The sequence below is a fragment of the Acinetobacter sp. 1542444 genome (genome assembly GCF_000581835.1).
Taxonomy (GTDB): Bacteria; Pseudomonadota; Gammaproteobacteria; order Pseudomonadales; family Moraxellaceae; genus Acinetobacter; species Acinetobacter pittii.
In genome coordinates this window covers 34254-61240 of record NZ_JEYA01000002.1, presented here as the reverse complement: position 1 = coordinate 61240, position 26987 = coordinate 34254, and the positions used below count along the sequence as shown (strand labels likewise).

General features: G+C 37.8%; 23 protein-coding genes, 1 tRNA gene and 2 pseudogenes. 16 read left to right on the top strand and 10 right to left on the bottom strand.

The window, feature by feature from the left end; all coding sequences use genetic code 11:
* Positions 1-104: 104 nt before the first annotated feature.
* Together J580_RS09220 and J580_RS09215 are read left to right on the top strand one after the other, a co-directional pair.
* Positions 105-878, top strand: coding sequence for a DUF4882 family protein (locus J580_RS09220; protein WP_032003918.1), 774 nt, complete (start codon positions 105-107; stop codon positions 876-878).
* A 394-nt stretch (positions 879-1272) separates the two neighbouring features.
* Positions 1273-1818: a glycoside hydrolase family 108 protein gene (locus J580_RS09215; RefSeq protein ID WP_032003917.1), complete on the top strand. Its 546-nt coding sequence runs from the start codon at positions 1273-1275 to the stop codon at positions 1816-1818.
* 196 nt (positions 1819-2014) lie between these two features.
* On the opposite strand, the gene J580_RS09210 is transcribed toward J580_RS09215, so the two are convergent.
* Together J580_RS09210 and J580_RS09205 are read right to left on the bottom strand one after the other, a co-directional pair.
* Entirely contained in the window at positions 2015-2434 is a 420-nt protein-coding gene (locus J580_RS09210; RefSeq protein WP_032003916.1) for a hypothetical protein, read from the bottom strand.
* Positions 2435-2437: 3 nt separating this feature from the next.
* A complete protein-coding gene (locus tag J580_RS09205) occupies positions 2438-3229 on the bottom strand; it encodes a hypothetical protein (RefSeq protein ID WP_228131061.1) in 792 nt (263 codons plus the stop codon).
* Positions 3230-3296: 67 nt separating this feature from the next.
* Here J580_RS09205 and J580_RS09200 point away from each other — a divergent pair, with 67 nt between their 5' ends.
* A complete protein-coding gene (locus J580_RS09200; RefSeq protein WP_081403606.1) occupies positions 3297-3947 on the top strand; it encodes an asparagine synthase C-terminal domain-containing protein in 651 nt (216 codons plus the stop codon).
* A gap of 155 nt (positions 3948-4102) precedes the next feature.
* Positions 4103-5275, top strand: coding sequence for an MFS transporter (locus tag J580_RS09195; RefSeq protein ID WP_032003913.1), 1173 nt, complete (start codon positions 4103-4105; stop codon positions 5273-5275).
* A 557-nt stretch (positions 5276-5832) separates the two neighbouring features.
* On the opposite strand, the pseudogene J580_RS0104110 reads toward J580_RS09195, so the two are convergent.
* From J580_RS0104110 to cysS, 3 genes and pseudogenes are all read right to left on the bottom strand, one after another.
* A pseudogene (locus J580_RS0104110) lies at positions 5833-6846 on the bottom strand (tyrosine-type recombinase/integrase).
* A gap of 215 nt (positions 6847-7061) precedes the next feature.
* A tRNA-Gly gene (locus J580_RS09190) sits at positions 7062-7137 on the bottom strand.
* Between the two features lie 63 nt (positions 7138-7200).
* Positions 7201-8622: a cysteine--tRNA ligase gene (gene cysS, locus J580_RS09185; protein WP_032003912.1), complete on the bottom strand. Its 1422-nt coding sequence runs from the start codon at positions 8620-8622 to the stop codon at positions 7201-7203.
* Positions 8623-8835: 213 nt separating this feature from the next.
* On the opposite strand from cysS, the gene J580_RS09180 reads away from it, so the two are divergent.
* The 11 genes from J580_RS09180 to J580_RS09130 all read left to right on the top strand — a co-directional run bounded on the left by J580_RS09180 (position 8836) and on the right by J580_RS09130 (position 19582).
* Positions 8836-9813, top strand: a complete 978-nt coding sequence (locus tag J580_RS09180; protein ID WP_002122342.1) for a KpsF/GutQ family sugar-phosphate isomerase — start codon at positions 8836-8838, stop codon at positions 9811-9813.
* 3 nt (positions 9814-9816) lie between these two features.
* Positions 9817-10356 (top strand): KdsC family phosphatase, encoded by a 540-nt coding sequence (locus tag J580_RS09175; RefSeq protein WP_002122322.1) that lies wholly within the window; start codon positions 9817-9819, stop codon positions 10354-10356.
* Between the two features lie 37 nt (positions 10357-10393).
* The gene (lptC, locus tag J580_RS09170; RefSeq protein WP_032003911.1) at positions 10394-10942 is read left to right on the top strand and encodes an LPS export ABC transporter periplasmic protein LptC; all 549 of its coding nucleotides are present in this window, start codon (positions 10394-10396) and stop codon (positions 10940-10942) included.
* Positions 10926-11474, top strand: a complete 549-nt coding sequence (lptA, locus tag J580_RS09165) for a lipopolysaccharide transport periplasmic protein LptA (protein WP_002122334.1) — start codon at positions 10926-10928, stop codon at positions 11472-11474. The genes lptC and lptA overlap by 17 nt, the downstream gene beginning before the upstream one ends.
* A complete protein-coding gene (lptB, locus tag J580_RS09160; RefSeq protein WP_002122331.1) occupies positions 11474-12217 on the top strand; it encodes an LPS export ABC transporter ATP-binding protein in 744 nt (247 codons plus the stop codon). The genes lptA and lptB overlap by 1 nt, the downstream gene beginning before the upstream one ends.
* 273 nt (positions 12218-12490) lie before the next feature.
* Positions 12491-13957, top strand: a complete 1467-nt coding sequence (locus J580_RS23980; protein WP_017481420.1) for a TolC family protein — start codon at positions 12491-12493, stop codon at positions 13955-13957.
* Positions 13954-16095, top strand: a complete 2142-nt coding sequence (locus tag J580_RS09150; RefSeq protein ID WP_032003909.1) for a type I secretion system permease/ATPase — start codon at positions 13954-13956, stop codon at positions 16093-16095. Before J580_RS23980 ends, J580_RS09150 begins: the two co-directional genes overlap by 4 nt.
* Positions 16092-17288 (top strand): HlyD family efflux transporter periplasmic adaptor subunit, encoded by a 1197-nt coding sequence (locus tag J580_RS09145; RefSeq protein ID WP_005076849.1) that lies wholly within the window; start codon positions 16092-16094, stop codon positions 17286-17288. The genes J580_RS09150 and J580_RS09145 overlap by 4 nt, the downstream gene beginning before the upstream one ends.
* 92 nt (positions 17289-17380) lie before the next feature.
* Positions 17381-17980: an IMPACT family protein gene (locus J580_RS09140; RefSeq protein WP_032003907.1), complete on the top strand. Its 600-nt coding sequence runs from the start codon at positions 17381-17383 to the stop codon at positions 17978-17980.
* Positions 17973-18584, top strand: a complete 612-nt coding sequence (locus J580_RS09135; RefSeq protein WP_032003905.1) for a chloramphenicol acetyltransferase CAT — start codon at positions 17973-17975, stop codon at positions 18582-18584. The genes J580_RS09140 and J580_RS09135 overlap by 8 nt, the downstream gene beginning before the upstream one ends.
* 155 nt (positions 18585-18739) lie before the next feature.
* Positions 18740-19582, top strand: coding sequence for a universal stress protein (locus J580_RS09130; RefSeq protein ID WP_002115820.1), 843 nt, complete (start codon positions 18740-18742; stop codon positions 19580-19582).
* Positions 19583-19698: 116 nt separating this feature from the next.
* Here the strand turns inward: J580_RS09130 and J580_RS09125 are convergent, their stop codons facing one another.
* The 5 genes and pseudogenes from J580_RS09125 to mutS all read right to left on the bottom strand — a co-directional run bounded on the left by J580_RS09125 (position 19699) and on the right by mutS (position 25257).
* Complete coding sequence (locus J580_RS09125; protein WP_017399972.1) at positions 19699-20367, bottom strand: O-methyltransferase; 669 nt, start codon at positions 20365-20367, stop codon at positions 19699-19701.
* A gap of 138 nt (positions 20368-20505) precedes the next feature.
* Positions 20506-21228 (bottom strand): D-Ala-D-Ala carboxypeptidase family metallohydrolase, encoded by a 723-nt coding sequence (locus J580_RS09120; protein ID WP_212750312.1) that lies wholly within the window; start codon positions 21226-21228, stop codon positions 20506-20508.
* Positions 21229-21358: 130 nt separating this feature from the next.
* Positions 21359-21682 carry a ferredoxin FdxA gene (fdxA, locus tag J580_RS0104105; RefSeq protein ID WP_002051033.1) on the bottom strand — a complete coding sequence of 108 codons (324 nt, stop codon included), beginning with the start codon at positions 21680-21682 and terminating at the stop codon, positions 21359-21361.
* 344 nt (positions 21683-22026) lie between these two features.
* Positions 22027-22557 carry a GNAT family N-acetyltransferase gene (locus J580_RS09115; protein WP_032003903.1) on the bottom strand — a complete coding sequence of 177 codons (531 nt, stop codon included), beginning with the start codon at positions 22555-22557 and terminating at the stop codon, positions 22027-22029.
* 61 nt (positions 22558-22618) lie between these two features.
* Positions 22619-25257: pseudogene (mutS, locus tag J580_RS0104100) on the bottom strand (DNA mismatch repair protein MutS).
* A 232-nt stretch (positions 25258-25489) separates the two neighbouring features.
* On the opposite strand from mutS, the gene J580_RS09110 reads away from it, so the two are divergent.
* Entirely contained in the window at positions 25490-26833 is a 1344-nt protein-coding gene (locus J580_RS09110; protein ID WP_032003902.1) for a tyrosine-type recombinase/integrase, read from the top strand.
* Positions 26834-26987 lie beyond the last annotated feature (154 nt).

Below are 26987 nucleotides of genomic sequence, written 5' to 3'. Positions count from 1 at the left end.
TATCATTAAATAGTTCATATATATTTCTGTCATCTGTCGGAATTAATCAAATGATTTAGAGACCTGTTTATACTGAATGTTCAAAATAAAAATAGGGTAACGACGTGAAAAATATTATTTTAGCAACAATAATGGGCTTCAGTGGAATCAGTAGTGCATTTGCTGAGTGTACATATAGCTTTGATGCAACATTAGCCCAATTACAATCTTTAGGTAATACTTCTGTTCAGAAGTTCCCAACTATTACAGGAAATAAGTTTTCCTATAAGACATCTCAGCAAAGTTCTATTTACACAGCTTTCAGTCAAGATTATCTGAAAAGGGTATTAGCCGCAAATGACTCTCAAGCTATGCTCTATACACGTGGTGACAAAATACTACCGACAACCGGAATAATAGCTTTTGAATATAAAATTAAAGTTCCTACACTAGGTAATACTGGTTATGTAAATATTTTCCCCGCTTTATCGGGTGGAATCATGCAGAATGGTAAGGCTGTAAATTTTATAGTTGCTTACCAACATGGGCCGACAACTAATAATTTTTATATTCAAACTACATCAAATGATAGTGCGTTAATTTCTAATGGTTTTAACTTAGCTCCAGAAGTTACTTCTGATGGTTATCAAAAAATTGGTATCTATATTAATCAGAACTCTAATCAAGTTGGTTTAGTTTTTAATGGGGTTAACAAAGGTTATTTTGCAACGTTCCCTTCTAAACTCGATAATCTATATTTTTCATTAACCTCTAATTTTTATGATTTAGCAGCAACTGATGCGAACAAAGATGTTTCGATCGAGTTCCTACTGGATCAATCAAAAATTACACAAACTTATCCAACAGGTACTAAGGATATTTGCGGAGTAGCTTTGTAAAAAAGCGAATTAACTAATTTTTCTCAACGACCGCCTTCGGGCGGTTTTTTATTACATGGAAATCAGGCCGGAGGTAACTCATCACTAAGTTTTCTATGATCAAAAATCAAAAACCCCAGTGTTGGCGCACTGAGGTTTTTTATCAACTTAACCTGAGCTAGATTAAGGAGAAGATATATCTATATGGAGCATTTTAAACCAATAGTGGAGCTTATGAAAGTATCTATTGAAAAGTACGGCTTATGGCAAACAATAGTTGCATTTATTCTTTTGTTTTCCATACCAATATTAATGTGGAAGTTGGATGTAATAATTGCTTCTATAAAAGCATAAACCAACTTGAAAAGACTGCGCCACCTTCGGGTGGTTTTTTTACGTCTATAAGGAAAGTGAAATGAACATTGAACAATATCTTGATGAATTGATTAAGCGTGAAGGCGGGTATGTAAATAATCCTGCGGATAGAGGAGGGGCAACCAAATATGGTATTACTGAAGCAGTTGCTCGAGCAAGCGGATTTAAGGGCAACATGAAAGATTTACCGCTTGAAGTGGCCAAAGCCATTTATAAAAAGCTGTACTGGACGGCTCCGCGATTTGACCAAGTGAATATCGTTTCTTCTGCAGTAGCTGAAGAGCTTCTAGACACTGGTGTGAATTGTGGTACTGGTTTTGCAAAACCACTTTTGCAACGTGCTTTAAATCTTTTAAACAACCAAGGCAAGGCAGGGTGGCCAGATCTAACTGTAGATGGAATTTACGGTCCAGCTACTATAAATGCGCTTAAGACTTATCTGGCTAAGCGCGGTAAAGAAGGAGAGAAAGTATTAGTGCGAGTACTTAATATCATGCAGGGCCAGCGTTATATTGAAATCTGTGAGCGCAACCCCACACAAGAGCAATTCTTTTACGGTTGGATCGCTAACCGCGTTTCACTATGAAGGTTCTGGTTTTGCTGAACATCTTATTAGCTGGATGTTCAGCTCATACGATGAAAAGAGAATTGAGCCTCTTGCAGAATTTCATGAATTTCCTTGGTGTATCACATAGTGAATTTTTTGATAATTTAATCAAAACCAGAGGCAAAGATAACTAATAAAAAAGGGGCTTTTCGCCCCTTTATTTTAAACTTCTGTTTTATTTATTTTTGAAAACATAAATACTACTAAAAATTAAGAACATAGCTTGAAATAAAAGCCATATAAGTGTTGAGTAATTTGAACACTTAGTGATGGAATCATAAATAATCTCTTTATAAGATACAGTTTCCATCATGTTTAGTAGTATTAATTCAGCTAATAATAGAACCAGAGAAACAATAGTATAAAAATATTTATTTCTTATAAAAATTAAGATTATTGAAAATATGATCGATAATAGGCCACACATCCCTAACATTGATGGATCATTAGCCGATACTCCATTTAACTCTTTAAAATAGGTAATAGTGCCAATAGCAATATATTCATTAATACATAAATCTTGACCAAACTTATCAATCGTATATCCACCAATACCCGATAAGAATAAAAATAATATAGCCACATATCTAATCATAATTTATAAACTCAATTTTAATGATGGATCAAATTTCCATGTTTTAACTTGTAGTTCTGGATCTGCACGGCAAGTTCCTTGGCATCCATCTGGAATTGCTATTACGTCATCATTAAGAGCTAATTTTATAGCTTCTTGCCATTTCCATGAACGAGCATAGACAGCTTTTTCAAGCCTTTCTTTTGGAATTTCTCCCTTTATCCAACTTCTTAAAGCCTTTTCACCCGCATTATAAAAAACAGTTGACTCTTGTAGTGTTAATTTCCGTCCCAATATGTTTCCACCACGGACCACATTTTTTGCTACTAGATCCATAGCTACAGTGGCATCAGTACAGATCACAACAAAAGTTTCATAGAGCCAGTCTGGATTCCTTTTATCAATGTTCATCAACTCTGCTGCTAAGCCAACTTGCATCTCTCCAAAGCCATAGCTGTTATGAGGATAGACTTCACCTAGATTAAGATAAAAGGATAAGAGGTTCTTTCTATAAGCCCATACACCATGCATTTTTTCTTCAAATATAATAGATGCAACGATCTGAGGATCTATGCCATTTTTAGCGCCAGCTGTCTTAATTTCATTCCTCAAATAAGCAACCATCCTTAAACCTTCAGGTACAGGATAAGTAGTTGGTATAGTTCGATTTTGAACTTTATGCTTATCTTCTTTTTCGGTTTTATCCTGAAATAGTTTAAGTTGATATTCAGTTATTAAGGGGTTTGAATTGGCTTCTTTTGTATATGTATGACCATAAATTTTAACTTGAGGATTATATTCAGTTCCCGAAGGCAAAAATATCTTAAAAGAAACAGTTGTTTTTACAGCATCTTCTTGTTCATTTAACTCAAAAAATACAGCAATGACAATGATTATTTCGGCTCATTTGGGAGACTGCATACTTATCGCAGCCGATAAAAGAGCCATGACTTATGATTTAAGTTTAAGATTATTAAGAACATCTCATGATGATGAGGCGAAAATAAAGTTATGGTGCCGTGGTGCTATTACAGGTACAGGAGACAGTTTATTTACTAATTTATTTGATGGAAAATCTTTTTTTTATAGTACATTTATACAGTCATTAAAAATGAATGAATTTTTAAGGGATAGTTATCAAACAGCTCTAAATAATGTTCCTGTACTAAGTAGTGATAGCCCTGACAATCTACGAATGAGGAAAATAACACACATTCATTTAACACGATATGTACAATCCTTATTGGATCGTAAAGATCGTATGAGTATGGCTGTCGGCTTAGAGTTAAGAGTACCCTTTTGTGACCATCGACTTGTAGAATATGCTTTTAACATTCCTTGGGAGATGAAAAAGTTTGATGGCCGTGAAAAGAGTATACTAAGAGCCGCCGCAAAGGATTTACTACCGCCTTCAATAGTACAACGAATCAAAAACCCATACCCTGCAACACAAGACCCAGCATATGAAATTGAACTTAGAAAAAAACGCAATATGTTATCGAAGACAAAAGCTCTAATTTATCTCAACTATTAAATGTAAATAAAATAAAAGAGTTTTTAAGAAATGAAGTCTCAGATTACTCACCACTACACAATAGAATGGTGATGGAGCGTATAGTCGGAATACATACTTGGACAAAAGAATATAATGTTGACTATAAGATATAATCAAACTATGGACCTTTAATAGTGAAGATAAGAGAGTTAAAACCGATATTAGTTTTAGGATTCTGTGCTTTTGTAATGATACTAGCCGAATTTGCACCTATAAGTTTATTGAGCAACATAGCATATACTCTAAATACTGAGCCTAGTATTATTGGGTTGTCAGTTTCATTTTATGCAATTATAGGAGCTACTTTTGGTATTTTTTTCTCTCTTATTTTTAATAAAATTAATAGAAAATTATTGTTTATAATAATTTTCACTCTATTATTTATCGGAAATACAGCAATTGTATATTCTAAAAATATTATCATTTTTTTCTTTCTTAGATTGTTGTGTGCTATTGGTCACGGGGTCTTTTGGGCAGTTGTTGCTGATTTTTCCATAAAACTAGTAAATATTAAAAAGAGAGGAGTTGCTTCATCAATCATTTTCTCCAGTATACCAATTGCCACAATTACTGGCTTACCTATACTGAATTATATAGGTAATCAATACAATTGGAATCTATCTTTTTTATTGATTTCATTATGTGGTGCTCTTTGTTTGATATTAATAATTTATTTTATACCTAATATAAATACTGAGGTTAAAAATGAACCAGTTATACTTAAGAGTCTATTAAAAAATAAGTTTTCATGGTCTCTTGTCTCTATTACAGGTATAGTTTCTGTTGCACATTTTTGTTCATACACTTATATAGAACCATATATTAGAGGTTTAAGTTTTTTTTCTAAAAGTAATTTATTAATAATTTTTATAATATTTGGTATTTCTGGAGTTCTTGGAAATATAATAACCATGAAGTTTATAAATAATCACACTGATAAAATTACTATAATTTTCTTAATACTAATGTTTTTTTCTTTGTTTTTAACATTTTATATTGGGGCTGATGTAACATTTTATAGTTTTTTATTTCTGATTTTTTTATGGGGTATCTCTATATCTGTACTTTTTACGAGTTTACAAACATGGGTTATTGTGGCCTCAGGTAAAAGCTCTGCCATAATGGCAGCTTTTAATTCTGCTATTTTAAATTATTCAATAGGTATAGGGGCAATTTGGGGAGCAGGAATTATATCAAAATTTAATATGATTTGGTTGTTTTTCTCTTCTTCAATACTTTTATTAATAGGTTTAATACAGCTGCTGATTACTTTGAAAAATAAAAAATATATTATTACAGAGGATTAGGATGTTAAAAGTATCAAGAAATATGGTAGCTTCCTTATCTGAAAACTAAAGTAGATACTATTACAAATGTCTAATTCGGGAAAATTATTCGCTTTTTTGCAATAGGTTCTCTGGTATCAGAAAAGCTAAACTGCCTAATATTTTGCATACTCACTTTGAAATTACTATTCATGATAGAAAAGGATTTATAATATTTTATTAACTGGAGATTTTAAAAATATTTAGTATACCGAATTTTTATTAAAAGTGGTCATGCTTTTATAAGTATGACAAAATAATTTATCTAAGTTGAATGGTCTCTATTCGCTAAAATAGTTGATCTTAAGTTCTAGTATAGACCGCTTTGAATTTGGAAAAATTATGTTAGTAACATATAAATACTATTTTAAATTTAAAGAGAAATATTGAGAAAATTCATTTCTTCTTAAAATATCTTTAAACATTTTCTATCATTAATTATTTATAAAATTTCTGGTCTAGTTATTAAGTTTTGACAACTAAAACTATCTATCAGTTTAAGAATGAGACATGGAAAATGCCTCATTCTGGCAAGTATTCTAAGCAGCTGTCAGCATTTTGGCAATTTCCGAAGCTGTGGGATTGTAATAAGTATTCACTAAAACACTAATCGTTTTATGGCCAGTAATTTTCGCTAGGATCTCTACTGGTAAACGGTAGTCATGGACAAAACGGGTGATAGCTTCATGGCGTGAGTCGTGGAATGTAATAACACCATCTAAGCCAACTCTGCGTAAGTTACGTTGCCATATTAATCTAAATGCATTCGAGGTAAGAGGAATCATGCGGTCATCGTTAGGATCGTCAGGCAACCAAGAAAGTAACTCTTTTGCCTTGGAAGTTAATGGCACATCACGAGAAGTACCATTCTTAGTATCTAATAGACGAATGAAATCAGGAAATATTAATCGCTTCTCTACACTAAGTATTTCACCTTTACGCATTGCTGTTTCAAGCGCAAATAGAAATGACCAAGCAACTCGGTGTCTTGGCTAAATAGGCACTTTTCCCCATTCATAATCGAGCCCTGCTAAAACAGCATCTATATGGTTTTGATAAATCCTTTGATTACGTGGAGGAGGGGCAGTAGGTTTTGATATTTCTTTGAATGGATTTTCTTTAGTTAGAAATAGTTCTTTCCGAGCAAAGTCAAAAACAGAGCTATACATAGCCATTTCTCGAATGACTGTTGCACCTTTAACTTGCTTTAACCGTTTATCACGCCATTGTTTAACTAATGCTGGTGATAGGTCATGAATTGATTCATCTGCTAATTTCCCCCAATTCTTCTTAAGGCATTTAAGCATTTGAGTAATTAAGCGGGCACTCTTCATTTTTCTGCCTTCTTCTTGATAGTACTGTTCAAAAAGGGCATAGAAGGAGATATGGATTTTTTCAGGCTCAGGGTTAGCCTGTTCAGATTGTAATTCTAATAATTTTTTTGCGGCCCATTGTTCACATTCACTCGCAGTATCTCGAGTAGCTGTATAACGTTTACCTAGATAACGAACAGTGATGCGCCACGCGTCCCCGCGCTTAACCGGCTTTTGCATAATAACACTCCAAATTTCGTGGTGTCGCTGCGACACCAAAATTCGCGAATGCCTAAAAGACATCCACTTTTTTGGTGTCGCAACGGAAATATAAAGCGTTTTTTAATGCGAATTTTGACTATTTTGAGTAGTCAAAGCTGACCGATCGACAATAAAAAACAGGCCACATAACTCGTTAAAGTTATGCAGCCTATTGATTTTAATACATAAAATCTTGGAGCGGGAAACGAGACTCGAACTCGCGACCCCAACCTTGGCAAGGTTATGCTCTACCAACTGAGCTATTCCCGCAATGTGAGCACATTATAGAGTGTTTCACTAAAGTGTCAACACTCTTGTGATCTAATTGAACGTTTAATCAGCACGGCGCCAAACTGTACCTTGGCGAGTGTCTTCAAGTACCACACCTTGGTCGAGTAAAGACTGGCGAATACCGTCTGCTTTAGCAAAGTCTTTTGCTTTTTTCGCATCAACACGTTGTTGAATGAAATCTTCAATTTCAGTATCAGACAAAGCAAGCGCTTCTTGTCCAATATCCGATTTTAAGAAATCATCTACATTGTGTTGTACCAAACCTAAAATGTTGGTGAGGTGACGTAATGTCGAATAAAGCACAGTTGCTTGGTCAGCTTGCTCTTCTTTTACAGCACGGTTTAACTCTTTGTTGAGTTCAAACAATACAGCCATTGCTTCAGCAGTATTGAAATCATCACACATTGCATTGTTAAAGCGTTCAATAAAGCTTTGCTCAAGCGTTTCAGTTGTCGTTTGACCATACACTTGATGATAAGCTTTAAATGAATGATAGAAGCGAGTTAAAGAAGTTTTTGCTTCTTTTAGGGCCACATCAGAGAAGTTCACAGGACTACGATAGTGTGAAGACACAATAAAGTAGCGGATCACTTCAGGGTGGAACTTCTCCATCACGTCACGAATCGTAAAGAAGTTGCCTAAAGACTTAGACATCTTTTCCCCATCAACGTTAATGAAACCAACATGCATCCAGTAGTTTACATATTGTTCGCCAGTTGATGCTTCACTTTGCGCAATTTCATTTTCATGGTGCGGGAACATTAAATCTGAACCACCACCATGAATGTCAAAGTGATTGCCTAAGCAGCAAGTCGACATTGCAGAACATTCAATGTGCCAACCCGGACGGCCATTACCCCAAGGAGATGCCCAAGACGGTTCATTTTCTTTGGCATGTTTCCAAAGTACAAAGTCAAAAGGATGTTTCTTTTCAACTTCTACATCAACACGTTCACTTGCGCCAGCTTGCATGTCATCAAGCTTACGGCCAGAGAGGCGACCATATTTTTCAAATTTGGTCACTTCAAAATAAACATCGCCGTTTGAAGCAGGGTAAGCAGCGCCTTTATTCACCAAATTGCCAATCATGTTTTGCATCTGGTCGATATATTCAGTCGCTTTAGGTGCTTCATCAGGTGCTAAACAGCCTAAGTTCGCCGCATCTTCATTCATTGCATCGATGAAACGAGTGGTGAGTTGTTGGATTGTTTCACCATTCTCATTCGCACGTTTGATGATTTTGTCGTCAATGTCGGTAATGTTGCGAATGTAGCGAACATTCCAACCCTGACTACGTAAGAAACGAATAATGTAGTCAAATGCAACCATAACTCGAGCATGCCCGATATGACAGTAGTCGTAAACGGTCATACCGCAGACGTACATATCGATGTGACCTTCTTTGCGAGGTACAAATTCAACTTTTTTTCGTTGCTCAGAGTTATATAAAACAAACGGTTGCATAAGGGTTTTCAAACACTCAACAAAAACAGTGTTACATCATAACTGATGCATCATTTTTCACAAAGGTTTATGCAAGAATTTTATAAGCTTGTGAAATCTTATACATTTAAAAACGTGTAGATGATTGAGTTATGTTAGAATGCCCCCAAATCTTTTGATTAAAATCACCGATCTTCACAAGAGATCAGATCAATTATTTTGAGTCAAACTCGTATGCCCAATCCTACAGATTTCCAAAGCAGCGCATTAGCAACATTGCGTATTGAGCAACAAGCCTTAGACGTGTTAGCAACACAAATTGGTGACAGTTTTAACCGAGCTTGTGAAATATTGTTACAGTGTAAAGGTCGTGTTGTGATCACTGGCATGGGTAAGTCAGGGCATATTGGCCGTAAAATGGCTGCTACTTTCGCCTCAACTGGTACACCATCTTTCTTTATGCATCCGGGCGAAGCTGGGCATGGCGATTTGGGAATGCTGGTTCGTGGCGATGTTTTAATTGCGATTTCCAATTCTGGAAAAAGTGATGAAATCATGATGTTGATGCCTTTAATCAAACATCTTGGCGTTCCTCTTATTACGATTAGCCGTGATGATAAAGGCCCAATGCCACAAAATGCTGACATCGCTTTAACTTTAGGTGAGTCTGACGAAGCGTGCCCATTAGGTTTGGCGCCTACGTCGAGTACGACAGCAACTTTAGTATTGGGTGATGCACTGGCTGTCGCTTTACTTGAAGCGCGTGGTTTTACTGCAGATGATTTTGCTCGTTCGCATCCAGCAGGTGCGTTGGGTAAACGCTTACTTTTACATGTAAAACATCTGATGCATACAGGCGATGAACTGCCAAAAGTTTCACCAGATACACCAATGAATCAAGTGCTTTATGAAATTTCTAATAAACGTTTAGGCTTGACGACAATTGTAGATGAACAAGAACATTTACTTGGTATTTTCACCGATGGTGACTTGCGCCGTTTAATTGATAAACAGCAAGGTTTCGATGTGAATTTGCCTGTTTCAGAAGTGATGACAAAAAAACCATCAACGATTTCTCAAGAAGCACGTGCGGTAGAAGCTCTACAACAGCTGAACCTGAAAAAAATTAGTCAGTTTGTGGTGGTAGATGACCAAAACAAAGTGATTGGTGTAATTAGTATGCATGACCTTATTCAGGCAGGGGTAAATTAATCAATGGCATCTTATGCATTGTTAGAACAAGCACGTCATTTACAGGCATTGGTTCTGGATGTTGATGGTATTCTGAGTGATGGCTTCGTAACCTTAACCAATAGTGGCGATGAAATTAAATCATTCGATATTCGTGATGGTTTAGGAATGAAGCTTGCGCAGCAAGCAGGCATGAAAGTTATCATTATTACTGGCCGAAAAAGTAATATTGTTGAAAAACGTATGTCTGATTTAGGTGTGGACCTCGTTTTTCAAGGCCGTGAAGACAAAGGCTCAGCACTTCGTGAAGCATGTGCGCAGTTTAATATTTTGCCGTCTGATTGCTTATATATGGGCGATGATTGGCCTGATTTATCTGCTTTTGCAATCGCAGGTATGAGTGTTACTGTGCCAAATGGTCACGAAGAAGTACGTCGCCGTGCGCATTTAGTTACGCAATCGATGGGCGGGCGTGGTGCTGTACGTGAAGTCTGTGATATGTTGCTGATCGCAAAAGGCATTTACCAAGAACTTCTTGAAAAATATCTTGCAGTACCGCATTAATAATAAGATTACTTAAAAAGGTAGGCTATTCCTGCTCATGGATACCAGAGTTTTATCAATTGTTGCTGTAGTGGTTGCTGCTATAAGTGGTGGTTACTACTACTATAGTGGCAAGGCAAAAAAACTAGACATTGGTTCTGCGAAGAATATGACATATTCAGCGCAGGGCGTCCATTTGACTCAAACTGATGATCAAGGCAATTTGTATATCCGTGCTGAAGTTCGTCAGCTTGAACAGGATATGCAACAAAAAACATCAAAGTTGGATCAACTTAATGCCTCGATGTATAAAGATGGCAAAGTTGATGCAACATTCTTTGCAAAACAGGCAAATGGCTACGATGATAACCGTAAAGTTATTTTATCGGGTGATGTGGTCGCAACTAAACTGGCGCCACAAGGGAAGATTGAATTCCAAACTGATGAGTTAACTGGATATCCAAAAACCAGAGAAATTGAACCCGATCACCAAGTGGTTGTTCAATCTCCGCAAGCCGAGTTTGTCAGCAAAGGGTTAAAAGCTAATTTGAATAATGGTCAGTACGAATTTTTTAATATTCGAGGAAAGTATGCACCAAAGTCTTAATTTAAAACGTTCTTCAGCTTTCCTAAAACAAGCTGCGGTAATTACATTCGTTGCTTTATCATCTGCTTCGACTTTTGCTTTACCGTCTGACCGTAATCAACAAATTTCGTTAGTGGCAGACCGTGCAACTTATAATGAGAAAACGGGTTTAACGACTTATACGGGTAATGTCGTGATTGAGCAAGGTACGATGAAGCTTCAAGCCGACTCAATTGTTGCTACGCTAAACTCTAAACGTGAAATTCAAACGATTACTGCCAAAGGTAGACCGTCTAAATTCCAACAGCAAATTAGTGCTGACAAGGGCGTTGCACGAGGCGAGGGTCAAACCATTGTTTATAATGCAGATACAGGCATTATTACTTTGACTGGTGGTGCATATCTATATCAAGATGGTTCAAGCATCCGTGGTAACTCATTGAAATATAGTATGAACAAAGGCGATGTTGAAGCTCAAGGTTCATCATCAAACCGTGTTCAAATTATTATTCCGCCATCAACTTCAAAAAGTTTCCCAGGAGCGCGTGACTAATGCAACAAGCTCTTCAACCCCAAACTTTGTGTATTAAGCACTTAGCAAAAAACTATAGTAAACGTTGGGTCGTCAAAGACGTATCTTTTAGTATGCAAAGTGGACAGATTGTTGGTTTGCTTGGCCCTAACGGTGCAGGAAAAACAACAAGCTTCTATATGGTTGTTGGGCTAGTGCGTATGGACAAAGGTGAAATTCACCTTGATGATCTTGATATGTCCGATTTAGCAATGCATGAACGGGCACGTAAGGGAATCGGCTATCTTCCGCAAGAAGCTTCTATTTTTAGAAAGCTGACAATTGCTGAAAATATTATGTCTATTTTAGAAACACGCAAAGACTTAAATAAGCAACAACGCCAACAACGTCTTACTGAATTGTTGAATGACTTTAAAATCAGTCATATTAAAGATTCATTAGGAATGAGTGTGTCTGGTGGTGAGCGTCGTCGTGCTGAAATTGCACGTGCATTGGCTGCTGATCCTAAGTTTATGTTACTTGATGAACCGTTTGCCGGTGTCGATCCAATTTCGGTAGGTGATATTAAAGATATTATCCAGACCTTAAAAGATCGTGGTATTGGTGTGCTTATCACAGACCATAACGTACGTGAAACTTTGGCAATCTGTGAACGTGCGTATATTGTGAGTGAAGGTGCGGTAATTGCGGAAGGCACTCCACAAGAAATTTTGGATAATGAACAAGTCCGTAAAGTATATTTAGGCGACGATTTTACAGTTTAAATAAAAAAGTTAATCTGATTGGCTAAAAAGAGGTCAGTGCCTCTTTTTAGTTTTTTTGTATTTATTTTTTAAAAACAATAAATTAGAATCTTTAGTTGATGAAAAAGTAATGTGTGAATTATTCCTGCATTTATGCTTCTTTATGCAAAAAAATATGTAGAATGTAAAAGCTTTTAAACGATAACAAACAAGATCAACAAGACAAGCATGATTGGATATAACCAGAGAAGAGTAAAAAGGACATGTAAAAAGCCAGCTTTCCTGAAAGGGTTGATGCTTTTAACTTCACTGCATGTACCGATGGTGATATATGCCGCTAAACCAAGTGAGCAATATCACACATTAAAAGACAACTTATCACAACTTTTTGCCCCTAAAAGTAGTGATGAATTTAAAGTCGCTAAGATGCAAGAGTTGAGTAATTTTAGGCTAGATCGTTCTAGAGTGCAGGAGTTTCCGACTGTTCAGCTCAATGATAGAGCAGCTTCATCTTATTCAAATTTGCCATCAAGGAAAATGACTCTACAGGAAGCGGTGAAAATCGCCATCCAGCGTAACCCTGATATTTCCCAAGCCATTTCAACTCTAGCTGGCCAAAACGCTGGTATTGATGTTGCGAAGGCAGGTTACTATCCTCAAATTTCAGGTGGTATTACCACAGGAGACTTGAGTAGTGGTGAACGTGGTCGGCAGTTATTGACTTTAAACGCAACTCAAATGCTTTATGATTTTGGTAAAGTCAAATCAGGCGTATCGGTTGAGAAGGCTAAACTCCAAGTCGAGCAGGCGAATGTGTTAGTCAGCATTGATGATATTGCACTTGATGTGGCTCAGTCGATTATCAATATTCAGCGCTATCTCCAATTAAATAAAATTGCCGAGCAGCAAATTGCGGGTATTCAGCGAATTCAGGAAATCGCTAATTTACGTGCAAATGCTGGTATTAGCAGCCAGGCTGACCCGATCCAAGCTCAGTCTTATTTACAAGCTGCACAGTCCGGTTTGATTGCACAGCAATCTTTATTACGTCAGTACCAACAACATTTAAGAACATTGTTGGGTGCTGATGTTTCGCGTACAGGTTGGATTATTTCAGATGATTTGGTGAAAGTATCTGATTTATATGGTGAGCCTGAGTTTAATACCATTCCAAAAATGATCGCTGCACAAGCGGGTATTGAAGTGGCTAAAGCTCAAAAGGAACAGACTCGTTTAACTCGTTATCCAACTTTGGCAGTGAAAGGTTCGGTCAGTCAGGCCATTAATGGAAAAAACCCAAACAATGATGAGGACGACGGTTTATATAGTTCCATCATGCTTGAAGCCACCAGCCAGTTTTATCAAGGTGGGGCAGTTTCTTCCCAAGTAAAAATGGCAAGTTATGCAGAAGAAGCCGCTAAATCTAAAGTGAATTCTGTGTATCTGGATGTGCTCGATCAGATCAGAACTAGCCGTGAACAAATTGAAAATAAACAACGTCAAATGCAGGTTTTAGCCAACCGCCAAGCGACAACAGTTCGTACACGCGAACTTTATCAAGAGCAGTACAAACTCGGTACCCGTTCATTGGTTGACCTACTGAATGCTGAACAAGCGATTCATAGCGCCAATTCGGAACTTGAAACTGCACGTTATGACATCTACAGCAGTATTGTTCAGTACATTGCAGCAACAGGACGTTCCCGCCAAGCTTATGACTTAAATAATATTTCAATTCAGGGGTTCGAAGTACAACCATGATGACAAAAATAAATTACCAGCCCTGGTTACAGGCGGTCTTAACGATTGCTAAACATTATAGAATTGAGCCTTCAGAAGAAAGGATTCGTTTACAACTTGACTGGAACCAAAATCAAAACCTTGATGATGTTTTACAGCTCATTACACGTCAGGTAGGACTCAATTTACGTAAAGTGCCGTTTTCTTTAGAGTTGCTCAACCCATGGCGTTTACCTGTCATGGTCGAGTTTAATGACGGACAAGTTGGTGTAATTGATAAGGCTGATACTCAAGGAAATGTCAGTATCCAGTTTAGTGGAGATCATGGCCTTTCCCAAAATTTAAGCTTAGATGTCTTAAAAACAACAATTAAGAATGTCTATATTCTGCGTCCTGAAACGTCTATTCCCGATGCGCGTATTGACGAATATATCAAACCGTACGAAGCAAGCTGGTTCTGGTCGATTGTTCTAAGAGACTGGAAGCGCTACGTTGATATTATGTTTGCCTCACTCATTGCCAATGTCTTGGCACTGGCAACCATTATTTTTTCAATGCAAGTGTATGACCGTGTTGTACCCTCACAGTCTATCCCGACTTTATGGGTGCTGGCAGGGGGTGTACTCATTGCAGCACTTTTTGAGTTTACCTTACGTATATCACGGGTATATTTATCCGATATTATTGGTAAACGTGCTGACTTACGGGTGTCTGACCGTGTATTTGGTCATGCCTTACGCATCAAAAATAAAGACCGTTCAAAGTCTACCGGTAGTTTTATTTCCCAGATTCGTGAGCTCGAAGGTGTTCGTGAACTGGTGACTTCAACCACCATTAGTGCTATTGCTGATTTCCCGTTCTTTTTCCTTTTCCTAATCATTTTTGCGATTATTGGCGGAAAGCTATTTTGGGTGATGTTGCTGGTTGTGCCACTTATGATTTTGCCGGGTATTCTGGTGCAAAAGAAGCTAGCGCAACTCGCACAAGAGGGCATGAGAGAGTCTTCAATCCGTAACGCAATTCTTGTCGAAGCGGTGCAGGGCATCGAAGATATTAAGCTATTGCGTGCTGAATCACGTTTCCAAAACCAGTGGAATCACATGAATGAAGTTTCAGCCGATATCGGGATGAGACAGCGTAAAATTGTCGGTACCTTAATGGCATGGACTCAAATGCTTCAAGGTTTGACCTATGCAATTGTGGTGTTGGTAGGATGTTTTGCCGTAATGGACGGTGAAATGACCACAGGTGCGTTAGTGGCTTGTTCAATTTTATCTTCACGTATGTTGGCACCGATTGCACAGATTACAGGTGTTTTAGGTCGTTTACAGCAAGCAAAAGTTGCCAAACAAAGCCTTGATGAGCTCATGCAACGCCCGATTGATCAGGCTGACCGTTCGCATCTGGTACACAAAGCAGTTTTAAATGGCGATTACGAATTAAAAAATGTCTTATTCCAATATGGAGAAGAAGACCCGAAACCAAGTTTGGCAATCCGTCATTTAAAAATTCGTGCTGGTGAAAAAATTGCCATATTGGGGCGTAATGGTGCAGGTAAATCGACACTGCTCCAGCTTCTATCCGGTATGCAAGTTCCAACTCAAGGCGCGGTACATTTAGATGGTCTCGATCTTTCATTAATTGATCCGTCTGATGTACGTCGTGATATGGGCTTACTTAACCAGAATGCACATCTTTTCTACGGTACGATTCGTGAAAACCTCACTTTAGGCGCGCCGCTTGCAACGGATGAAGAGATTCTTCGTGCGTTAGTAGTGACGGGTGCATTACCTTTTGTTCAAGAGAAAAAAGAAGGGCTAGATCACCTGATTTTAGAAGGTGGTGTTGGTTTCTCTGGTGGTCAGAAACAAGCATTGTTACTGGCTCGTTTGTTGATTCGTCAACCTAACATTTTATTGTTAGACGAACCGACAGCAGCAATTGATGACGTGGCAGAGAAACAACTGATTGATCATTTAAAAGGTTGGCTAGCACATCGTACTTTGGTCGTTGCGACCCACCGCCGTGCTGTTTTAGAACTGGTGGACCGTATTATTGTCGTTAACGAAGGCAAAATCGTGATGGACGGTCCAAGAGATCAGGTACTCAATCAATCAACAGCCCAACAAAAACAAGTGAGCCAAGGGGGTAATTCATGAGCGAACCACAACAAGAACAACAACTCACCCGTTCAATGAATGTCTCTTATAGTGAGCCACCCTTACCACGTGCCAGTTTAGTGATCTGGATTGTGGGCATTGGCTTGGTTATTTTCTTTATCTGGGCGTGGGTATTTAAACTTGAAGAAGTTTCTACTGGTACAGGTAAAGTCATTCCATCATCTAAAGAGCAGGTCATCCAGTCTTTAGAAGGCGGTATCTTAACCAAGCTGAATGTACAAGAAGGTGACATCGTTCAAAAAGGCGAAATTCTTGCACAGCTCGATCCAACCCGTTTTGCATCAAATGTCGGTGAATCAAGATCTTTACTGATCTCTGCTCAAGCGACAGCAGCGCGTTTACGTGCGGAAGTAAACGGTACACCTTTGGTTTTTCCGGAAATTGTGATGAAAGAACCAAAGTTAGTACAAGAAGAAACTGCATTATATCGCTCGCGTCGTGCTGATCTTGAACAAACCCTTGCAGGTTTAAGACAGGCGTTACAACTTGTGCAACAAGAACTGGCGATGACAGAACCGCTGGTGGCTAAAGGTGCAGCAAGTGAGGTTGAGGTTTTACGTTTACGTCGTGAAGCAAATGATTTGCAAAACAAAATGAATGATGCGCAGAACCAGTACTATGTGAAAGCGCGTGAAGAATTATCTAAAGCGAATACGGATAGCGAAACGCAGCAGCAAATTGTACTGGGTCGTAGTGACAGTTTAGACCGTGCAGTGTTCAGAGCACCGGTACGTGGTGTGGTCAAAGAAATTGCGGTGACTACTCGTGGTGGTGTTGTTCCTCAAAACGGTAAATTGATGACGATTGTACCGATTGACGAACAACTGCTGATTGAAGCGCGTATTTTACCGCGCGACATTGCCTTTATTCGTCCGGGACAAGAAGCACTGGTTAAGATCACGGCCTATGACTACTCAATTTATGGTGGTTTAAAAGGTAAAGTTACGGTTATTTCACCAGACACGATTCGTGATGAAGTGAAACAGGACCAATTCTATTATCGTGTTTATATCCGCACTGATTCTGACAAGCTTTACAATAAAGAAGGTAAAGCGTTTGGTATTACACCGGGTATGGTGGCAACAGTAGATATTCGTACTGGTCAAAAAACAGTACTTGATTACTTACTTAAACCATTTAATAAAGCCAAAGAAGCGTTACGAGAAAGATAATAAAAAAGCCCCGAGATTCGGGGCTTTTTTTATAGGTTTGATTCTATTAAATTCACGTTATAATTTGATTTTTATTGTGCTTTATCTTATTTATGGCTTTTACGATTGCATCACAGATTACATTTGAAGAAGAAATTAAAAAAAGTAGATTTCAGGCGATTGCTGCGCCAGTAGAAAATGAACAGCAGGTTAAAGAATTTTTAGAATATAACAAGGATATCTCGACCACTCACCAATGTTGGGCTTGGAAAATTGGGCATAACGTACGCTTTAACGATGATGGTGAACCGTCAGGAACAGCAGGCCGTCCAATCTTGGCGACTATTGAAGGGAATGACCTGACGAATATTATTGTGATGGTTAACCGCTGGTATGGCGGTATAAAACTGGGAACGGGTGGCCTTGTTAGAGCATACGGTGGCTGTGCTGGACAATGTTTATTATTGGCTGAACGTATTGAACTCATTGCAAAGAAGACGATTCACTTTTCTTGTCATTTTAATGAGTGGGCGATATTTCAATATGAACTGAATCAACAACAGATTGAATATCAGGAAACCTACACGGCAACAGGGGTAGATATCGAAGCGAGACTACAGATACATCAAATTGAACCGCTCGCCTTAAAACTCAGAGACGTAACACGTGGTCGTGAAGAATTAAAAATTGAAGAGGAATTAACTGATGACTGATTCCTTACTGAAATATCGTGAGCAACATAAGCACCGCTTAAACTATATGCCATGGTTATATTGGACTTTAAAACCTAAAAACCGTGCTTGGGCTGAAGAGTGGCAAAAGGAATATCAAGCTTATTTAATGGATATGGAAACAGTTGAGATTGGTGAAAATTGTTTTATTTCACCGCTAGCACATATTTTTGCTGAACCAGGCCGCAAAATTATTATTGGGGATAATAGTTTTATTGCGGCTGATTGCACATTGCATGGACCACTCGAAATCGGCAATGAAGTCGCGATTAACCATCATTGTATTTTAGATGGGGGACGAACGGGCATAAAGTTGCATGATCAAGTCCGTATTGCCGCTTATTGCCATTTATATGCATTTGACCATGGGATGCAACTCGACCGTCCACTTTACCAGCAGCCAGTTACGTCCAAAGGAATTGAAATTGAGCAAGACGTTTGGTTGGGTGCGCATGTGGGGATCAAAGACGGTATTAAAATCGGTAAACATGCTGTGGTCGGGATGAATAGTATGGTGACTAAAGATGTTGAGCCGTACAATATTGTCGGCGGAAATCCCGCAAAATTTATTCGCTTAAGAGAATAATACAGTCTTAAGAATGTAATAAAATGTTTGATCTTTAAACAAAAAAGTTGGTTTTTATACATAAACCTTAACATACCAATTTTTATCTATGTTAAGTTAAAGCTAAGTTTTAATAATAATCTCCAAGGCAAAAGACCTGAAGAAGAGAGGCTAACATGAATCGTGTTATTGCGTGTATTGACTCATCACCGTGTATTAATGCTATTGCTGATGCAGCAGCATGGGTTGCTAAAGCAACCGGACGGGAACTTGTATTATTACAAATTCTGGACTATTACCCAGCCAGTTATCATCTTGGTGAAATTAGTGGGGTAATCGGCTTTGAAAGCAATGCAATGCTGCTAAAAGAGTTAGCTGAGCTAGAGCAAAAACAAAGTGAACTCGCGTTAGATTATAGTAATAATTTACTCCGCCATATTTCTGATCTTATTCAAGAAAAACACGGAATTACCAGTTCAAAAATTCAAGAAAAAGGTGATTTTTTAGAACAAAGTTTTAATCTCTTACATGAAAATGACATCGTTATTTTAGGTCGAGTCGGGGAAAGAGCAGCCGAGAAACATAAACCAATCGGTAGTAATGTTGAAAACTTCATTCGTGGTGCAAATTGTACTGTGTTGACCATTGGTGAAAACTTTAAAGTGCCAACACGATTTATCTTTGCTTATGAATATTCGCCAACTTGCCAAAAAATGATGCGCCGTATTGCCCAAAGTGACTTATTGCGAACACTGCAATGTCATTTGGTGTATGTAGGTGATCATCCAGAAATATTAAATGAACCAGAACATTATCTTAAACAAGCGGGTTTAGATGTAGTCACCGTTTACCGTTATGGTGATGTTGCACAAAATATTTTAGAGTACCAACAAGAACACGGTATTCAAATTATTGTGTTAGGGGCATTTAGTCATAGCAAAATTCACCAATTCTTCTTGGGAAGTATTGCGACAACCATATTCCGAAACGCGACTGTGCCATTACTTGTGGCTAAATGATGAGATTTGCATATAGTTATCCGCAAATCTTGTGGATAACTATATGGAAAAGCAACAGTAATAAAAGTAATTAATTGATTATAAATAATAAAATAAAAAAGATGATTTTTTAACCATTATTTCACAATTGCAATTGCGAAGCCATCATGACCTTTTGAGCCAACTGTTTGTAAGGCTGTACAAGACAAGATTTGCGGATGATTTTCTAAGGCTTTAAACATTTCACGGATGCCTTCAATACTCGGTTTTTTATTTTCAGGATTTAAAATATCACCTGCGCGAATTACATTGTCGAGCACGATAATGGTGCCTGATCTTGAGAATTTCAGACTCAATTCTAAATATTCAGGATAACCCTGTTTATCTGCATCAATGAAAATAAAATCAAAAGGCTCGATAGATTGAGGATCAATCGCAGAAAGGATATCTGCAGCACGGCCAGCTCGAAGATCGACTTTTACCGGAAGATTAGCGTGGTCGATATTTTTTTGAGCCATTTCTGCATGAGTAGCACGGCCTTCTATTGTGAGTAAATAACCATCTTCAGGTAAAGCACGGCCTAACCAAATTGTACTGTATGCAGCAAAAGTTCCGATTTCTAAGACTCGTTTGCATTTGTTCATTTGAATAAGCATCTGCAAGAACATTCCTTGGTTAGGTGCTACTGCAAGATGATTTGAAAAGCCGTGTTCGTCGGTATTCTTTAATGCATATTCGAGTCGCGGGTCTTCGGGAATTAAATGTGAATCGATATATTGGTCAATGTCTGTCCACATCTGCTGCATAATCAAATTTACCTATATGTTGATCGGGCTATTTTAAACGTTTATGCATAGAGTGCAAAAATCTTCGTTTCAAGAAATTTTGGTTGATTGGGAAATGAACAATAAAAAAAACTCCTTTCAGTTGAAAGGAGTTTTTTATTAGAAATTACACATCGAACTGTTGCGGGTGAGGTCAGGTCCCCAAGTACGATAGCCTTGAGTATCGATATGAATCTGCCCGGAACTATATAGACCAATACCCATATTTAAGCTTTGACCATGCTGAGCCCAGAACTGACAAAGTTTAAACTTGGTATTTTCGATAAATACATAATCTTGAGCTTGGGGGAACTCAGGACCAATACGGAAATCGATTGCCGAGTTAAATAAATGTTTAGATGAGCTTGCGCCACCTGCACATTCATTTAAAGGTAAATCTCGGTAAACCGAAGTCACTTCAAAGTCGGTAAGAACTTTTGCTGCAACTAAATATTTAAATACGCGTAGGGTAGATAAAGAATTTCCCCATAGCTCACGATTAGGTACAGCATATTCAGAGCGGCCACATTTTTGCCAATCACGTGCTGAACGTAATAACTCAAAGCTTGGCACAATGCCTGCAACGTTATTTCGGGTTAAGAATTTTTCGTATTCACGAACACGCTGGTAATTTTCACCAGAACTTAACCAACTTCGATAAGATGCAGGCTCAACTTTAGGGGGAATTGGGCGCTCGATAATAACGCGCTCTTGTGGAATAAAGATTCGTTTACCACTTGGAGAGGTTTTGCCTGTTGTTGTGTGTTGGGGAGAGCTGACACAACCTACCATAACCGCTGGGATTATGCATAAGGGTACCAAACTCTGCAAAAACTTCCGCATAAGAAAAATTAAGCACTTATAAATATTGCGGCTATTTTAATGCAAAACAGTGCACAAATTACGAGGAATTTGCAATGAAATGTTTGAATAGGGTATAAAAAAGATCAGCGGTTGCTGATCTTTTTATAAATTACTTTTCAAGATATTGTAATTTATCAGGTTTGCCGTTCCATTCTTCACGGTCAGCTGGTTGATCGCCAATTTGAGTAATGTTAGGCCATTTTTGAGAAAGTTCAGCATTTAATTCAATAAATACTTCTTGACCTTCAGGTAACTCATCTTCAGAGAAAATTGCATTTGCCGGGCACTCTGGTTCACATAATGCACAGTCAATACATTCATCCGGATTAATCACTAGGAAATTCGGACCTTCGTAAAAACAGTCTACAGGACAAACTTCTACGCAATCTTGGTATTTACATTTAATACAATTTTCAGTGACAACAAAGGTCATGGCGACAGCTACCTAAAAAATATGGTTTCATTTCGAATAGCTTATTTTAGGCAAAAAAGGGGTAAACAAACAATTGCTTTTATTGATATTCTTTATTCATGCATATGAAGATAAGTTAATACGTTGATAATCAAACAGATCTTTCAGTCTTATGAACTGCTTGTCTATAAAATTAAAATAATAATATATTTTATAAAACAATAACTTAAAAATTATTTTATTTAATTATTTAGATGTCATTTAAGTCAAGGCATCTATTTTAATAAATACCTTAACTTTCCATTTTTTCTTTTACAAATTCTAATTTTCAGCTTTTTGGGCTGGAAATCTTCAAATATTTAGAGCTAAACGTTACACAGTAAATGAATATCTTCAGGTTCGAGCTGCCAAAGTTGTTGATCTGGAGCACTTAGAGGTTCTGCACCATGCTTTATATAGAAGTCTACAGTGCGCCGACTTGGAGTTGCTGAAATATACAGTTGTTTTGCACCGAGTTGCTTGGCGGACTCTTTTGTGGCTTGCATAAGCTTAGCACCAATGCCTTGACCTTGCTGGTCTGCATCGACATAGAAATAGTGGAGTAATTTAGCGTGAGGATAGTCTGTTATGACTTGATTTGAGACTACGCTCACACCAACTAGTTTTTCAGAAGCATCAAATGCACCGACAAATATTGAACCTTGTTCAAAGAGCTGTTTGAGTTTAGGTGGGTCATTTTCTAGATGGTATGAGTCCCAATTTTGTACATCAAAAAAACAATCAACCAATTCTAACTGTTGCTGTTTTTGTATGTAGTTTTGAGTAATTAATTCACGGCGGCTAATCTGCTGCCAAATAAGATCAATTTCTGAACTTTGCAAAGATCTTAAGATCATATAAATATTATTCTCCGATATGAATAAGCAGACCTAAGCCTGCTTATTCGGAAGTGCTTTATTAAGATTTGAGTGCAGCTTTTAACTCGTAGAGTTGTTCAAGCGCCTGACGAGGCGATAAGTTATCGACTTCAATTTGCTTAAGCAAATCTAGAGCAGGGGATGAAACTTCGATCTCGACAACTTTCTCTATGATTTGTGAACCAGAGTTTGCATCTGGTGGAGCAAACAAATCATTTTGAAAACTGGTTTGTAGATGTTGTTGCTGCTGTTTTTCTAAAATGCGCAAACGTTTCTGCGCTTCTTTAATAACATTGGCAGGAATACCCGCTAATTTTGCGACCTGTAAACCATGACTTTGGCTTGCAGGGCCTTGCTGAACTTTATGTAATAAAATCAGATTGCCGTTCAGCTCTTGCGCCGTGACATGATAGTTATCAATTCCTGCTTCACTACCAAGTTCGGTCAATTCAAAATAATGAGTCGCGAATAAACATAAACATTTTACGCGCTTGGTTAAGTCGACCACACATGCCCATGCTAAAGATAAACCGTCATAAGTACTGGTTCCGCGGCCAACCTCATCCATTAACACCAACGACTGGTTGGTGGCATGATGAAGAATTTGCGAAGTTTCTGTCATCTCGACCATAAAGGTAGATTTGCCTGTAGATAAATCGTCGGCTGAACCAATACGGGTAAAAATTCGGTCAATTGGACCAAGTTTGACGGCTTTAGCTGGAACATAGCTACCGCAATAAGCAAGTAAACTGATTAATGCCGTTTGGCGCATGAAAGTTGATTTACCGCCCATGTTTGGACCAGTAATAATTGCCATGCGGTGCTGAGCATCAAGGAAAGTATCATTTGGTGTAAATGGTGCTTTATTTAATGCTTCAACCACAGGATGGCGACCTGCCTGAATTTTAATGCCCGTTTCTGGAGTAAATTCAGGGCGCGCCCAATTGTTTAAACGTGCTTGATGAGCAAAGTTTGCAATGACATCAATTTGAGCAATTGCCGAGCTCATCATTTGTAGGTGAGCGATATTTTCGCGAAGGTTTTCAAGCAAAGCTTCGAATAATGCTTTTTCACGAGAGAGTGCACGCGACTCACTCGACAGGACCTTATCTTCAAAACTCTTAAGCTCTGGGGTAATGTAGCGTTCAGCATTCTTTAAAGTTTGACGACGGATATAGTCGGCTGGTGCTTGTTCTGCTTGAGCACGAGTGAGTTCAATGTAGTAACCGCTTACACGGTTATAGCCGATTTTAAGGGTATTAATGCCTGTACGTTCACGCTCTTTAATTTCTAGATCAATTAAGAATTGACCTGCATGATCACGAATTTGGCGTAATTCATCAAGCTCAGCATCATATCCCTCTGCAATTACATTGCCATCACGAAGTAATACCGGTGGGTTTTCAACAATAGCTGCCATTAAATGTTGATGAAGCGCTTTGAAGTCTCCAAGTTCTTCATCTAGTTGAACTAATAACTTAGATTTCTTCGCTTGAATGACTGGAGTTAACGCCGTTCTTAAAGCTGGAATTTGTGCACATGCATGACGAAGTTGCACTAAATCACGTGGTCGCGCACTGCCTAGCGCAACGCGGCTAAGCACACGTTCAATATCACCAATTTCTTTAAGCACTAAACGAACTGGGTTTTCGTGATATCCCTGAATGAGTTGCTCAATCGCATCTAAACGAGCATCAAGCAATGCAGTATCACGCACAGGTTGCATGAGTGTGCGGCTTAATAAACGACCCCCATTGCAGTTTGGCAATCATTTATCAGTTGAAATAATGATGTTCCGTGTTCAAATAATGGCTCGATAATTTCTAAGTTGCGACGTGTAATTGGGTCGAGCGCAATAAAGTCGGTACTTTGTTCAAGTTGGATTGAACGAATATGCGGTAATGCAGTTTTTTGGGTTTCTTTTGCATAGTGAATAAGTGCAGCGGCAGCAGCTTTGGCTAAAGGTAATGGGTCTAAACCAAAACCTGAAAGGGTTGATACCGTAAACTGGTCACATAAGGTTTTTTGTGCATTATTTAGATTGAAGTCTACATTTGGACGTTTAGTAACAGGGCAATCTAAATGCTTTTTAATTTGTTCGATAATATTGGTGTCGACCAAATCTTCATCAATCAAGATTTCACTTGGCATTAAACGCGCAAGTTCAATAGGCAATTGTTCCGGCTTGTAATCTTGTTGTTGAACTTTAAAAATGCCTGCACTTAAGTCGAGTAAAGCAAAACCGATCTGGTTTTGATGAATGCACAATGAAACGAGATTAGATGATTGATAACTGCTGAGTAATGCATCATCAGTTAATGTACCCGGGGTCAGAATACGAACAACTTTACGTTCAACAGGGCCTTTGCCTGTTACTTCTCCAACTTGTTCGCAAATAGCTACCGTGCGCCCAGCTTTAACAAGACGCGCCAAATAACCTTCTGCCGAATGATAGGGAACACCTGCCATTGGAATAGGTCGGCCACTGGCTTTGCCACGATGGGTTAAGGTAATGCCTAAAAGTTTGGCTGCTAAATGAGCATCTTCAAAGAAGAGTTCATAAAAGTCACCCATACGGTAGAACAGCAACGCATGTTGATAGTCCGTTTTAACTTTGAGATATTGCTGCATCATAGGTGTGTGAGAAGATAAGTCAGCCATTATTTCTGTGCTATTCATGTATGTTAAATCCTTAAATTTAAATAATAAATAAGTTAACTTTGAAAGTTTGGCTGTCCAACCAATTCTAACAACTTCTATGCAAATCTGACCTAATCTAAGAAAAAAGTGTACCTTTTAGTGTACCTTTTTTTGTGTCAAAATTGAGTCAACAGTGTGTGAGAACTTCACTTTGTTTCTCACGGTTGCCATATTAACAAATTGAGACTGATTGACAAAAAGGATTCCAAAAATGAATGAGGAAATAAACAACAAAAAGAAAGTTGCCTTATCAGCTCGTGCAATAGATAAAATGAAAATCGGTGACTCACCTAAAAGTGATATTGGGGAATATACTGGTTTAAGAGTGATTTGTGGAAAGACAGGGCTTAAAAGCTTTATTTACCGATATAGAAGTCCAATTGATAATTCATTAAAGAAGATTACTTTAGGTAATTATCCTTATATGTCTCTAGCAGAAGCACGAATAGAGCTTCAACGTTTAAAACTGTTAAGATCTCAAGGCATTTGTCCTGCATCGGAGCGTAAAGAAGAAAAGCTCCTCATTAAACAGAAAAATTCCATATGTGTTATTAAAACTTTAACTTTAAAAGATGTAGTTGATATTTATTTAACAGATGTAATTGAAGATCGAATAATTACGGATCAACGCACTGGAATTAAGAAAATTATTAAAGGGTCCCGTAATTTAAAAGGTCAGCACGAGACTAGAAGGACCCTATATGTTGATGTAGTTTCTACATTAGGAGATAGACTTGCCGACAACGTAGTAAGAAAAGACATTGTAGAGTTAATAAAAAAAATTATTGACCGAGGTGCGCAGGTTCAAGCTGGAAGAGTGTTATCAGAGTTAATTGCTGCATACGATTATGCAATTGCCTTAGATTACTTTTCCGAAAGTTTTGCTAATCCAGCCTTACTTGCCAAATCGAGTTTAAAACAGGCAAGAGTTAAACTGACATCCAGTAAACGCACTCGTGTACTTTCTGACTCTGAGTTAAAGCATGTGCTTGCTTGGTTACCTGAATCGGGTTTTTCGAAACATCATAAAAGTATCTTAATGATAGCACTTTGGACTGGTGCTCGAACTGGAGAAATTTGTTCTGCTGAATGGAAAGATTTCGATTTTGAAAAAGCAACGTGGCATTTAAAAGCTACGAAAAATGGTACTGAGCGTTTTGTACAATTATCCAAACAATGTATAGAGCATTTAAAAATGCTTCCAAGTTTAAATAGTCCTTACTTATTCCCGTCATTTCGAACTGGTAAACCAATTGCGCAAAAGACTATAACTGAAACAAAATGGGTATTAAGAGGGGAAGATAGAGCTACTAATCATAATTTACAACCTTATCAACTTTGGCCTAAAAATATGGAGGACTGGAATCCTCATGATTTGCGAAGAACATTAAGAACAAATCTTTCAAGATTTGGTTGCCCTACAGATGTTGCAGAAGCTGTGATTGGTCACTCTAAAAAGGGAATTGAAGGAACTTATAATTTACATACTTATGAAAAAGAATGTGCAATTTGGCTGCAAAAGTGGGCAGATTATTTAGATATTTTAAACGGATAGGAAATTAAAAAATTATTTTAGATAGTTTAATTTTCTATTTATATAATTAAAAAGAAATACGGATTTTACTTTTATAAATTTATATATTGCCTTTGTGAAAGACAATGAAGGAGCTTAATAATTTTTTAACAAAAATATTTTTGTTTAGAAAAAG